The 13,527-nt window shown below is 37.3% G+C and carries 13 protein-coding genes; 7 read left to right on the forward strand and 6 right to left on the reverse strand.

The features are described from left to right. Positions 1–327: 327 nt before the first annotated feature. The 6 genes from EL17_RS15610 to EL17_RS15635 all read left to right on the forward strand — a co-directional run bounded on the left by EL17_RS15610 (position 328) and on the right by EL17_RS15635 (position 8,523). Positions 328–2,259: a DEAD/DEAH box helicase gene (locus EL17_RS15610; RefSeq protein WP_035076079.1), complete on the forward strand. Its 1,932-nt coding sequence runs from the start codon at positions 328–330 to the stop codon at positions 2,257–2,259. Then, complete coding sequence (locus EL17_RS15615) at positions 2,246–3,472, forward strand: GIY-YIG nuclease family protein (protein WP_035076081.1); 1,227 nt, start codon at positions 2,246–2,248, stop codon at positions 3,470–3,472. Before EL17_RS15610 ends, EL17_RS15615 begins: the two co-directional genes overlap by 14 nt. Before the next feature lie 443 nt (positions 3,473–3,915). Then, entirely contained in the window at positions 3,916–5,178 is a 1,263-nt protein-coding gene (locus EL17_RS15620; protein ID WP_051720031.1) for a DUF262 domain-containing protein, read from the forward strand. A 17-nt stretch (positions 5,179–5,195) separates the two neighbouring features. Beyond that, positions 5,196–6,179 (forward strand): AAA family ATPase, encoded by a 984-nt coding sequence (locus tag EL17_RS15625; RefSeq protein WP_035076083.1) that lies wholly within the window; start codon positions 5,196–5,198, stop codon positions 6,177–6,179. Positions 6,180–6,186: 7 nt separating this feature from the next. Next, positions 6,187–7,101 (forward strand): hypothetical protein, encoded by a 915-nt coding sequence (locus tag EL17_RS15630; RefSeq protein ID WP_035076086.1) that lies wholly within the window; start codon positions 6,187–6,189, stop codon positions 7,099–7,101. Positions 7,102–7,887: 786 nt separating this feature from the next. Beyond that, the gene (locus EL17_RS15635) at positions 7,888–8,523 is read left to right on the forward strand and encodes a hypothetical protein (RefSeq protein ID WP_035076088.1); all 636 of its coding nucleotides are present in this window, start codon (positions 7,888–7,890) and stop codon (positions 8,521–8,523) included. A 160-nt stretch (positions 8,524–8,683) separates the two neighbouring features. Here EL17_RS15635 and EL17_RS23575 read toward each other — a convergent pair whose 3' ends face one another. From EL17_RS23575 to EL17_RS15655, 5 genes are all read right to left on the reverse strand, one after another. Next, complete coding sequence (locus EL17_RS23575; RefSeq protein WP_164675109.1) at positions 8,684–8,857, reverse strand: sigma-70 family RNA polymerase sigma factor; 174 nt, start codon at positions 8,855–8,857, stop codon at positions 8,684–8,686. Between the two features lie 128 nt (positions 8,858–8,985). Then, positions 8,986–9,990: a HEPN domain-containing protein gene (locus EL17_RS15640; RefSeq protein WP_035076091.1), complete on the reverse strand. Its 1,005-nt coding sequence runs from the start codon at positions 9,988–9,990 to the stop codon at positions 8,986–8,988. A 27-nt stretch (positions 9,991–10,017) separates the two neighbouring features. Continuing rightward, on the reverse strand, positions 10,018–10,617 hold the full coding sequence (locus EL17_RS15645) for a hypothetical protein (RefSeq protein WP_035076093.1): 600 nt from the start codon (positions 10,615–10,617) through the stop codon (positions 10,018–10,020). Positions 10,618–10,806: 189 nt separating this feature from the next. Then, positions 10,807–11,472 (reverse strand): hypothetical protein, encoded by a 666-nt coding sequence (locus EL17_RS15650; protein ID WP_035076095.1) that lies wholly within the window; start codon positions 11,470–11,472, stop codon positions 10,807–10,809. Positions 11,473–11,522: 50 nt separating this feature from the next. Then, positions 11,523–11,807, reverse strand: a complete 285-nt coding sequence (locus tag EL17_RS15655; protein ID WP_035076097.1) for a hypothetical protein — start codon at positions 11,805–11,807, stop codon at positions 11,523–11,525. Positions 11,808–12,024: 217 nt separating this feature from the next. Here EL17_RS15655 and EL17_RS22715 point away from each other — a divergent pair, with 217 nt between their 5' ends. Next, on the forward strand, positions 12,025–12,432 hold the full coding sequence (locus EL17_RS22715) for a hypothetical protein (RefSeq protein WP_051720032.1): 408 nt from the start codon (positions 12,025–12,027) through the stop codon (positions 12,430–12,432). Between the two features lie 17 nt (positions 12,433–12,449). On the opposite strand, the gene EL17_RS15665 is transcribed toward EL17_RS22715, so the two are convergent. Beyond that, a complete protein-coding gene (locus EL17_RS15665; protein ID WP_035076099.1) occupies positions 12,450–13,199 on the reverse strand; it encodes a hypothetical protein in 750 nt (249 codons plus the stop codon). Positions 13,200–13,527 lie beyond the last annotated feature (328 nt).

Consider the following 13,527-nt stretch of genomic DNA (forward strand, 5'->3'; position numbering starts at 1 on the left):
ATTTTATAAAAAGTGTCTCAGAATACGATCAGGCCGCTTTTTTTCTTTTTGCTGTAAAAAGAAATGGAAATAAAAACAGAGGCCAAAGCGAAAACCGCATAGGATTCTTTTGTGACGGTTATGTGACGGAAAAAAGAAAGACGGAAAGTTGAAATGGATTAAATAGTTTGTCTAATTTACTGGTTAGTTTAGACAAATTAGACGGGATTTAGATAAACTTTAGACGAAATTAAATAATATCTATTTGATATACAGTACCTTGTGATCAGGAATTTAGATAAATTTAGACGGACTTTAGATAAACTTTAGACAATTAACCTTTTTGAAATGCCCAATATAGTAGAAGTAAACTATCACCGAACTGGCCAGAGTACGCTAATCAATCCCATGGGAATGCGAGATATGCAGGCACGTGCGTATGAAGCTAGACATGCCCAATATTTATTACTAAAAGCTCCCCCTGCTTCAGGAAAGTCCAGGGCGTTAATGTTTTTGGGATTGGATAAGTTACGTTATCAGGGAATCAAGAAGGTAATTGTTGCAGTTCCTGAACGGTCTATCGGTAGTTCCTTTGCCCATACAAATCTAACATCTAGTGGATTTTTTGCGGACTGGGAGCCCAATGATGCCTATAATCTATGTATGCCGGGTAGTGATGCTAGCATGAGCAAGGTAAAAGCATTCCATAACTTCATGGCGAACGATGAGCAACTGATGATCTGTACCCACGCTACCTTAAGATTTGCTAGTGAAGAACTGGAAGAAAAAGTTTTTGACAATTGCCTTCTTGCAATTGATGAGTTTCACCATGTTTCCGCTGATATCAATAACCGATTGGGCGATATCCTCCGGAATATTATGGCGAAATCTTCCGCACATATCATTGCCATGACGGGTTCCTATTTCCGTGGAGACAGCGTGCCTGTATTGCCTCCTGAGGATGAAGCCAAATTTGAAAAGGTCACGTACAACTACTACGAACAACTAAACGGATATAATTATCTAAAATCTCTCGGCATTGGCTACCATTTTTACCAAGGCAAATATACCGAGGCCATATTGGAGGTATTGGACACGGATAAAAAAACAATTCTGCATATCCCAAATGTCAATTCGGGTGAATCTACAAAGGACAAACACAACGAAGTAGATTTTATTTTGGATGCCATTGGAGAAGTAGTCAAACAGGATACTGAAACAGGGGTGATTTATATCAAGCGTTTTGGGGATGGAAAGATTCTCAAGGTTGCTGACCTAGTAGAGGATGGTTCCAAAGAGCGGGATAAAATCGTGGAATATCTAAGGAAAAGCAAAGACGAAGATGACATGGATTTAATCATCGCATTAGGAATGGCAAAGGAAGGATTTGACTGGCCCTATTGCGAACATGCATTAACGGTGGGCTATCGTGGATCTTTGACAGAAATTATCCAAATTATAGGCCGTTGTACAAGAGATAGTAGCAATAAGACACATGCCCAATTCACAAATCTTATTGCCCAGCCAGATGCTGCGGACGATCAGGTGAAGTTATCCGTAAATAACATGCTGAAAGCTATTACAGCTTCCCTGCTTATGGAGCAGGTTTTGGCACCCAACTGGAAATTCAAAACCAAGCTGTCCGAGGATGATAAAGCAAAACCTGGTGAGCTGACTATCCGTGGTTTAAAAGAACCAAGCTCCAAAAGGGTGCGGGATATCATTGAATCCGATCTGAATGACCTCAAAGCTGTTATTCTTCAAGACGATCAAATGCTAAAGGCTATGCCTGGCAATGTAGATCCTGAGGTGATCAACAAAGTACTTATCCCGAAAATAATTCAGGTGAGATACCCGAATCTTTCGGTTGAGGAAGTAGAGGAAGTTCGACAGCAGGTGGTGGTGGATTCCGTAATCAAAAACGGAGAAATCAAGGAAACGGGAGATAAGCGATTTATCCGAATGGCAAATACGTTTGTCAATATCGATGACCTTCACATCGATTTGATCGATCAGGTTAATCCTTTCCAGAAAGCTTTTGAAATACTTTCAAAGTCGGTGACAACTAAAGTGCTTAAGGTAATACAGGAGACCATAGAAGCTACCCGAATCACTATCAGTGAAGAGGAAATTTTGCTTCTATATCCCAAAATCAAGGAGTTTATAGCCATGTATGGTAAGAAACCCAACCTCAATTCCGGTGATCCAATGGAGAAACGAATGGCAGAGGCAATTATCTATATCAATGAGCTTAAGCGAAAGAAAGATGCAGCATCGTAAAAAGTATACCTCTTTGGATGAAATATTCAATGATGAGGAGTTCCATTTGATCGAGGAAAAAAAGAAAACTTCGTCATACGGTACACCAGATAATCGTTTGCTAGCATCCTTTCATCAGATCAATGATTTTTTTGCCAAAAATGGGCGGACTCCTGAAGCCAATATTTCAAATGTGTCAGAGTACCAGCTTTATTCTCGTTTAAGAAGTATTCGTGAAGATCCTGTGAAAGTGGAAATGCTTCAACCAGAAGATGTTTACAACCTTTTGCAGGAGGTTGAAAATTTTTCTGTCCACGAGCCAAGAGAAGAGTACAAAAGAAGGTCGAAAAAGGAAATTAAATCTATTGGCGATATTCTGGATGATGATTTGGATATTTTTGGAGATGATGAGGGGCTGTTTGAATTTAAGCATACGCCAAAAGTCACCACCATGCCTGACTATGTAGGCAGTCGAAAACCTTGTGCGGATTTTGAGGATTTTGATCCCTTGCTAAAGTCCTGTCAATCTGAATTAAAGGAAGGAAAGAGAAGAATAAAAGATTTTAAAAATGAGCAACAAATAGATGTTGGCTACTTCTTCGTTTTAAATGGCCTTTTATTATATGTTGCTGAAGTGGAGGAACGGAAGCAGGACAAATCGGGTAAAACGAATGCCCGGTTAAGATGCATCTTTGAAAACGGCACAGAATCAGATATGCTGCTTCGTTCTCTTGCGGCTGAGCTTTATAAAAACGGACGAAGAATCACAGAAAATCATGTTAAAATCAATTCAGAATTCCATCGAAGCTTAGGCGCCATTACCGAAGACGATAAAGAATCAGGGTTTATTTACGTGTTGAAATCTAAAAGCAAAAGAGAGGAACTAGCATCTTTAGATAACCTTTACAAAATAGGCTATTCCAGGACAGAAGTAGCTGAAAGGATAAAACATGCCGCAAAGGAGCCAACCTATCTAATGGCCGAGGTGGATTATGTTGCGGGATGGAAATGCTACAATATGAATACCCAGAAATTCGAACAGCTGATCCATAATTTCTTTGGCTCCTCCTGTCTTAACATTGATGTCTTTGACGAAAAAGGAAAGCGGTACACACCGAGGGAATGGTTTATCGCTCCTTACGAAGTCATTGAGGAGGTAATTGGGCTAATTATTAGCGGGGAGGTGGTGAAGTATCGATATGATGGGGAAAATGAAACAATTGTTAAAAGATAAATATTGTATTAAAAAAGAAGGAAATGAAGATAAATTTTCAGAGTTCTACGAACCTAAAGAAGATAAAATGATTTCGCTTAGGATAAGGAGGTTTTTGTTTCTGATCCGGATACATTGTAAATCATAAACTGGTATTCAAAATTAAATAGAGAGAAATTTTTTTTTAAGCCATATCAGGTTAGCCTCGATTTGCAGACAAATAAAATTCTGTAATAAATGGAATTATGAGACTTTAATTTAACAGACGAGATTATTAAACAAAAAAGCCTCTCTTTGTTATACGAAATACGGCAGATTGGACTGTGTCAGAAACGGTCGTTTTACGAAACTTTAACCAAATTATTCAGCGTTTAAAAAGCAAAGATCAAGGTGATCATGGTTTTTGATGTATTAATTTATAAATAATTACTTTTTCGATTTCCACTATCTTACTATCATTGCATATGAGTGAAGAAAATCAGACAGAACATCCTTTTATCTATGACTCTGGCATAGAGGAGGATAATGAGAATAACCAGCTAGATGATCCGTTCAATCCAGAAGAGATCTCAATTGATTCCAAATTGGTTTCTATGGATAATTGCTTAAGGAGGTTGACTCAAGGCACAATCCGTTTAAATCCTGATTTTCAACGAAAGGAGGTGTGGAATGAAGAGAAAAAATCTCAGCTAATAGAATCATTAATGTTACGGATTCCCCTGCCAATGTTTTATGTATCTGCAGATGAGAAGAATAATTATACTGTGGTAGATGGTTTACAGCGATTAAGTACAATTCGTAGTTTTATTTTAGGTGACAAGTATCTATCGATGCTAAATGATAATTCTTTGCAACTCTCTGAAATCCAGATTGAAGGACAAAAGGGGAATGGGTTTAAATTGCAAAAATTGGAGTTTTGGAGCCTTTATAATGGAGCATCCTTTAATGAGCTTCCATTAAATATCCGCAACAATATTCTTGATACTGAATTTCGTTTTACTGTAATAAATCCTGGAACACCTGAAGAGGTAAGGAGAAATATTTTTAAACGAATTAATACTGGCGGTCTTCCATTGAGTGGACAAGAAATTAGAAATGCGTTATACATCGGAAAATCTACAGAGTTGTTAAATGAATTGGCGGATTATCCAGAGTTTAAGGAAGCTACAGGGGGATCTATCAAGAGTTTTAGAATGGAGGATAAAGAATTAATTCTGAGATTTCTTTCATTTCTTATTCGTGAGTACACGACTTACCGAAAGACCACAAATGCTGACTCGTTAATGAGTGATACCATGATAATTGTTAATTCTTTGCCAAGTTTGGAAAGTCGCGAATTAAATAAGCTTGTTTCTAAGGAGCAAGTTGACTTAAATGATGTGACAATACGAGATTTAAATGACGCTAGGCGTTTATTTAAAGTGGCTATGGTTCGCTCTCTACAATTATTTGGTAAACATACATTTAGAAAAAGCTATGGCGACAAGCCTCGCTCTCCAATAAATAAAGCTTTATTCGAAACTTGGGGGGTGCTTTTATGCAAAATTACTGATAATGAATATCAAACCCTTTTTTCAAATAAGAAGGAATTTTTAAATGAATATGAGAAAATTATCGAAACATATGATTTTCAGCTTAATATCTCAAGAGACAGCATGAAAAACACAGCTGTAAAAAATAGATTCGAGCGCCTAAAGAATTTAATTGAAAAATATATAATATTTTAATAGAGAGACATCTAGATATGATTACATCTTTAGAATTGACAGGTTTTAAATCTTTCGTTGATGAATTCATCGAATTTAAAAAGCTTACCATACTGACAGGACTCAATAGTAGCGGAAAAAGCAGTATTATTCAAAGTTTACTAATGTTGGAAAAAGCAGCAAAAAATGAAAAAGTTTACCTCCCCGGCCATGGAAGTCTTTCAGAACTTAAGAATAACTACTCAAGTGTTTTAGGTATCACAGCAAAAATTGATAACAAAGAAACCATCTCATTCATTGATGGTGAAACTCTTGTTTCAAGTGAAATTTCTTTTCCAGAAATTATCCACATAAGTGCAGATAGGTTCGGACCAGAAACTTCTATGCCAATTTATGTCGATAGCTTTAATATAGGTAGAAGAGGAGAGAATATATTTCAATGCATAGACCACTATGGTGACCATGAACTACCCTCACTTCTTTTGCATGAGGATTCTGAGGGTGATACGTTTCTTTTCAATTTACGGGCATGGTTAGGAGTAATATCACCAAACGTTAGCTTTGTTTCAAAATTAGAGGAAATAGCTGATTCCTCTTTCGCAACATTTAATGGATACCGCGCCAAAAATGTTGGCTTTGGACTAAGCTACACTCTTCCAATAATAGTTGCATTATTCATTGGAAGCATTATTAAGAATAGCATTGTCATTATTGAAAACCCCGAAGCACATTTACATCCTCGAGGTCAAGTTGAAATAGCACGACTCATTTCGCTGGCTGTACGTACAGAAGCAAATGTCATCATTGAAACACACAGTGACCACATTTTCGACGGAATTAGGATTCAAGCTAAAAATTTGAATAGCGAATTTTACAAGGATGTCATTTTATACTGGTTTGAACTGGATAAAAACAATAATACAATTACAGAAGAATCTACTTTAGATAAAAACGGAAGGTTAGATAATTGGCCAGCAGGTCTATTCGATCAATTTGGCATTAACGCTAGTAAACTTCTATAACTCTATCATGCAATATTTTTATTTTAATGAATGTATCCCACTTAAAGTAACGAAGGAGGTGATTCTTGATAAATTTTGTGATTCATTAAGGGAGTACAACAAACTCCTAGAACCAAACATTGGGGTTGATAGGTCAATTATCACCGAAAAGCTACCCTCAGATATTCCATTAGGCCCATTTCCTGAAATTAATAGCCTAATTGATGGAATTCTTGACCATAGTCTACGAAATTTTGCCTATTCGCTTTTTATAAAGCACCCAATACAGCAATACTTTGCACTTGATGATGAAATGACGAGTGAATTACTTAAAGCTGATTTTGCTATTAACATTTCAGATATCGAACATGATGCTACCAATCTTGCTATCACCCATTCAAATGGTGCCTTTTTGTTCACAGTCGCTACACATAACGACTTAAAGAAAAATTTGCTGGTTTGTAACTCCAAAACTAATGCCTCAACTATAGAAGTTAACAACCTTTTTGGTGAGCAAAAAAACACAGAATATATAGAGAAAGAAATATTAAGTAGAGAAGCTCAAGAAAAAGGCCTATGGCAACACTTACTTCAAGTATTAGTTAATCCAATTTATAACTCTAGTTTTAAACGAGACTTCGAAAGCCTACGTTCAGAGGAACAGAAATCTATTATTTCTTCATTTCAAGATGCTAAAGCTCGGAATCTTGCAAGTCCGTTTTACCCAGATACTAAACTAATAAAGGACGTGACTCCGCAACATGGAAATACGACTGTAATGGAATTGAGGGTTTATACGCCTGTTGACCTAAGGGTTTACTTCAACGAAAATCATCCTAGTATTTATCTTGTTAAAATTGAAAAAAAGTCAAGCCCAAATCAATCAACAACGATAAAAAATGCGGGTAGAGCACTTAAAAGATTAATTTTAACATCTAGTTAGGGTCTTTTTGACTAAAAAGATTAGTGAGTTTGAAATGAAAAGATATGGCTTCATTATAAAGTCTGTAATTTGAGACTGAATTAGATTAATCAATTAAATAACTTTCCAAATTCAAAATAATTCAAATTCATAAAATCTTGGCTTTTTGCCCTCCATTTTGTCCCCTATATGGCTTAATAAATTGATATTCAGTGTTTTGTTTTAGCCCTGTTCCCGCTACTACAAGCCAGGCAGAAATGCTTGGCTTTTTTTGTTTATTTAAACCATAGACCGTTGGGATCATAGCCGCGGCGGACACCGTCCGAGCCCTGTTTGTGGCACATCGAAAACAGGCATGATGGCCTCGCCTTTATATAAAGGCACTTCTGTAACTGTGACTTGAAATAAACTTTGCAAAAACTTTAAGAATTTTCAAATAAATTCAATTTCACTACCTTAAATCGGTTACAGAAGCCAAAAATTCATTATAATAATTCGTCCCCAGTTCAGCGTTTTCTTGGTCACTATCCCCACCCCCTACTTCATGACCAAAAATTATGGCACCAAATGAGCATTGCCCAAATTAAAACAGTGGATTCCGAGTTATATTTTTCTGTTCAAAGGCAAAGTAATATCCCCACAGTCAGCGAAATCCTGCAAAGTCATTTACTTATCATTTATCATTCCCTCATTCTTTGATAAAAGCGGAAAACCCATTTAATCTTAATCGAAAAAATTATTTTTTTAAATGTAAATTTTATAAAAAAATAACATTAATTTTTCGCACATTATTTAAACGCTATAATTATGAAAAAAATTTTACTGTTTTCATTGATCTTATTGACTTATCTTGAAGTATATAGCCAGGATACTATTAAATTAAAAAGAGGTTATATTGGTATTAGCTTAGGACCGACCATTTACACAGGAACCGTAACTGGCCCTGCTATTATAGTACCTATTCCCTATGGTTCCCCACATAATTATGTAATCCCAGAAACCCCAACTATAAAACCTGGAAATGTAGGTCTAAATATAAGTATCATTGATGGCGGGTATAACATTTGGAGAAAATGGGGTATAGCTTTAAAATGGCAAGGGGGCGCGTATATGGATGAACTGGATGGTGAAGTCTTGATTTCAAATTTCGGGATGATAATGTTGGGCCCAATGTATTCTATTCAATTTCAAAAAGACCTGATTTTAGATTTAAAATTAAGAACTGGAAGGATGTATTCAGGATATTCATATGAAACGGATAATTCTAAAGGAGAGGGTAGTTCTTATAGTATGGGCATTGAAGGTGGTGCCACACTCAGGTATCAATTTGCCAATAAATGGGCTTCTATCAATAACATTGAATACCAAAATCAATCTGCTTATTTTCCTAATGATAGAATCAGTAGGATCAACGTCTCTTCAGGAATAGCATTTATGTTTTAAATTATTATAGCATCTCCTCGGCATTTGATTTATGGGTCTGAATTTAACGCTGATGGACTGGAAAGCATTGAAAACCTGAAAATAGGTGCTTTTAAAAAAAGTTATTATCTCTAATCCAGGAAATAAGACACCATCCAGAAAAACCATAATGGCTCAAACACTACCCGAAAATACTTGTCAGGAAGGATAGATAAATCACCTGCTGCACCACCTCACGGGCTTCCTCTTCGTCCTTTAGGACCTTAAAAGCTACCTGACAAAGTCTCTGATAGGGTGCATTATATATGCCTTTAAATTCGTCAAATATGTATGGGTTGAGGAAACAAAGGGACATGATATCTTAATTTGTTACTCCAGCGTAACCAGTTAAACCGAATGTCGTACTATTTTTTTTAAAATCATACAGGTAACTGAGCGTTATAAGAATGTTAAACGATATGATTTATAATTTCCCTATACGGCTCACCTCAAAACCCTACTCATTTCTTTTTCGGTATAGGAGAGAAAGCTTTCAATTTTTTTCGTACCTGCATCCAAAATATCTTCCTGAACCGAAAACCCCATATTGTACCTGGCATCAATATATGCGTTATTCAATAGCCTTAGTAAGTCAGGCTCATTGGTAAACAGGTTATTTAACAAAGGCACCCACCGTTTACAGATAAAGATCAGGGTCTTTAGATCATGGGTTTTCTTTTCCTTTTGGCCCCAAGCTTTAATGAGCCCTCTTAGCAACAGCTCAAAAGATTGGTGCAAAAGGTATAATGACATGCCGTTTTGCCCTAGCTCCCGGGCCTTGGCAGAAAGCACCACAAAAACTCTACTCCTCTGAGCATGTATGGTAAACCTTCTTAAAGCTATTTTTTTTGCTTCATCCAAATGCTTTCTGATCTCTTCGGGAACGGGCTTCATCCCGGGCCGGGAATACAATACCTGAAAGCAGGGATGAAAAATCTGAAAAAAGAGGTCGGAAGACTCAAAATTATGGAAGAGTTGTCCACGATTGATAACCTGAAGCGAAAAATTGAACCTTCCGCTCACCAAAAACTCCAGATGCGCACCTAAACTATCCTTATCCCACTTAACTGCTGAGGGCATCACCACAAAAACCTGTTTGAAATTAATCCCCTCCCCTTTTTCATCAGCCGGCTGCTCTAAAAGCAACAAGGAATCTGGATCCACCAGTACCACGAGCGACTTTACCAGCTGAAGAAGCAGATCCTCTTCTTCGATATGCCTGAACCTTCTTATAAGTGGCGGGGGAGGTTTGAGGGAAGGCGCATCCGTGGAAAGCTTTTTAAAAATCATTATTAAATTTTCAATTGGAAAAGCACATTCCAGTGGTTTACCCTCTTTTTCATAATCTGAAGAAAAACCGGTCCAACCTCTGTACATATCGTAAAGCTGCTCCTTAATCCTGATTTGACCATGTAAATCTATTTCATTGGCCTTTGTCCAAGCATTCATGTCTAAAATTGTCTAAAGTAGAACAAACTATTCATTGTCTAAACCTATAACAGACAGATTCTTTAATCTCCCATTGATTAAAAAAGCAGCATCCAAAATTTTAAAGGTGTAAATGGTGCAGTGGACCTGCGCCTGTACATCATGCCATTCCGGTTCATACTTCCAAGTTAAGCTGTTCATGATGCAGTGATGTATAAAATCAAACCAATACTCCAATGATACAGTTGAAAACGCTTTTTTAAACACCCTATAGGGATTGACAAATTCTTTTTTAGATAAGTGATGTAATTCTACCCCCTGAAACAGCTGATTTCTTTCCGAAGAGGCAGCGTCATCAGACTGCATAATTTGACAACTGAGAGCAGTATCATTCCAGAGCTTTCGCTCAAAGATCCGATAGGATGCCATCACCAAGCCTGCAAACTGATGATATTGCCAAAGACAACAGCCAGGGTCTTTTCGGATCCATCCGGCTTTCTTATGGCTGCTTGCTGATTGCAACATTTCCAGCATTTCTTTTCGAATGTCCACATAAGATTGATTCATCATATAATGCGCTATGGTCTCAAAAGGATCATCAGACAATGCCTCAATAAATAATGCGTCAGTAAGAAAATTTAATACCATATAGACCAGGTTTTAATAAAATGATATATAAATGAAAGCGTTTATATCTTTAGGCTGCTCTATTTCTTTAAAAGCAACCCACCACAACCAGCCTTTTTAATTGGCTAACATTCTCACATAATCACCATTTGAATTATCCATTTCTGACGATTTTCAACTTAAATGACAATCACAGATGCTGTATTTCGATCAATAACCCTCGGAAGAATCCAATTCCCTCACAAAGATGAGGTGACTGGCTTCCAAAAGACAATGGAAAATATTATGAACGAAAAACATCGAATTCAGAATTTTCTGAGGCATCCTAGCGCTACTTAACATGGCCTCATTTTTCCAGTCATATAAGGCATTCTTCAGTGACTCCATGTCAAAAAGCTCTTTGATGCTACGGATAGTTGCCAGGGGGGTTAAAGCTTCCGTATGATCCAGCGTACAGGGAAGAAAATCCCATAGCGCATCGAGTGCCGCATTATCGGCTAATAGATTTTTCGAAACCAAATTATTTTTACTGAGTTTTTTCACGGACCCAAATGAATCTGTCTTAAGTTCAGATAGTAAATAGACAGCTTCCATAAGGGCTATAAAATCCCTGACAAAATGTTCCATTTGGTCCTTTTCTCCTTCTTTCCATTCTGGCGTTTTAGAGAAAACATTGAGCACCAATCTCTCTAGCTGGTCCTTCGCCAAGCACAATGAGTATTTATCATCAAAAAAATCTTTGATAGTCGATAAAGGCGCTGTTTTGATTTTACGTTGCAGGATTCCGTGAAAGTTATCTTCTAATTTGGTCTCATGGTAATTGCCCCCACAGATGAACCTGCTGTAATTCCCGTAATGGTAGTTAATGACAATCATATAATTACTGTTTATTATTAAAGAATATTTTATAATTCACAGAACACCTCCTAGTGATTGAAATCCGAAGCACCACCTCCCACTCCCAGTTTCCCAGCTATCCCCTCCAGACGCTTCCCTTCCTCCAGCACCCTCTCCAATTCCCTGACCTGACTTTCCTCGTCCACCCAGTCAGATGTCACCAAATTGCATATTTCCTGGCTATGACTGATATAAGCATGCAAAAGCGCTAATAGCCCTTCCATCGCTGCTCCTGACTGGTGGACTACATCCCCATTAAAGGCAATGGAGGAATTGTGAATATTCGATAAAATAATGGCTTGAAAATGTGTCATATATAGTTAAAGTTTAGATTTAAAATCAGGTATATAACTTTTTTGAAACTCATGTTTCCAAAGGATCGGTTACATAGAAGATAGACTACACCACCCTCAGCATTTTACAAAAAACCATGAGTCTCAATGGTTTTTGTTATTTTTGTGATAACAAAAACAATATTAATAGATTATTCACTAACAATCAAATTTTCTTAGATTTTTTTCTAATAAATTTATGGGAGCTATACAAAGAATTTTAGAGTACCTTGATTACAAAGGAATTAGCAAATATAAATTTTATAAAAAAACAGGTTTATCTAATGGATTTTTAGATAAAGGAGAGAACATCGGCTCGGATAAATGCGAGCTTATTATCTACCAATACCCGGACATGAACATAGAATGGCTGATAATGGGAAAGGGCCCTATGATCAAAAAGGAATATCCTTCCTCCTCCTACCCTAATGAAGTAGCTGAAGATATGCAGCCTTACAAATTATCAAAGGATAATAAAAAGGAAGTCAATATATTAAGGGAATTGATCACCTCTCATCAGCAAACCATACATGCCCTTAAGGAAACGGTGGAAAGCCAAAAAACGACCATTGATAGCCTAAAAAATCAGAGCAGCAATCAAACCTGAGCCCCGGTGCCGGAGGCTCACTTCAAGGATCTCATCTGCATCACATCAATAATTTCCAGGTATTGATATTTCTTATTGTAAAGCCTCACATAGCGCCCATTCACCAGTTCGAAAGGCTTGATTTGTAAAAAGATGAGATAAATACGGCTTCGTACCAGATCCACTTTAGGAAGTGATATAGTAAAGCCTTCTTTTTCTTCCTTAAGAGGGATTAATTTGGTAACTGCCCCTTCTACCTGTCCCCTTATTTTATTGAAATCATAACCCGCTACCAGCACACTGACCTCTGCATATTGATAATTGTCGGCCGTCACCTCATTTATACGCGGTACCTTCATCACATTGCTACCCTCCTCTCTCGCAAAGTATGGATCCGCAAAATAAACTGACCGGTTCATCCCTTCGCGGAATTTAAAACCCGCCAAAGCAGTGGCGTGCCTGTACAAAAATGGTTTGTTTAATAGAAATCGCTCTTTATCCTTCAGCATGGCCTGGTGGATGACGCCAGACAGTCTGTAGTGCGTATCCATATCAAAAAACCCGCTCCTTTCTCCTTCCAAGCTGTCTCTGATCATCTTGCCCAGTGCGGACGACCTGCCTTTTATCTTTCCATAAGATCTAAAGAGCGCAAATTGGGGTGACTTCCTGACCTTCTTTGAAAATGATTTCCCCGGAACTTTTCTTTTCCTGACCTCCCCATTTACTTTATAATAAATATAGTCCCCATTTCGGCCCAAAAAATCGCCTGCAAGATCTGCTTTACTCATATTACATCCTAATTAAGTTATATATGAAAACAATATAAAAATGCAAAAATATATTAAGACCTCCCAACATTTAACCGACTAACAATCAGATAAATAAATGTCATCAAATAACAACTGTATCAATCAAAGGCAAGTAACAGCTAAGTAATACCCAAGTTACCCCTAACTTAATGGCAGGAACCAAAGTAAGATAAGTTATACCTCACCTACTGTCTGTACGTTCCACATTGCCCAGAATAGCAGGTATAATCCTGAATTACAGTATGCATCCCCTATATTTCAAAAAAGCCCTACGAGAAACAATAGTACCCTTCCTGCCCATCGTAAA

The sequence above is a fragment of the Anditalea andensis genome, from assembly GCF_000714815.1.
Taxonomy (GTDB): domain Bacteria; phylum Bacteroidota; class Bacteroidia; order Cytophagales; family Cyclobacteriaceae; genus Anditalea; species Anditalea andensis.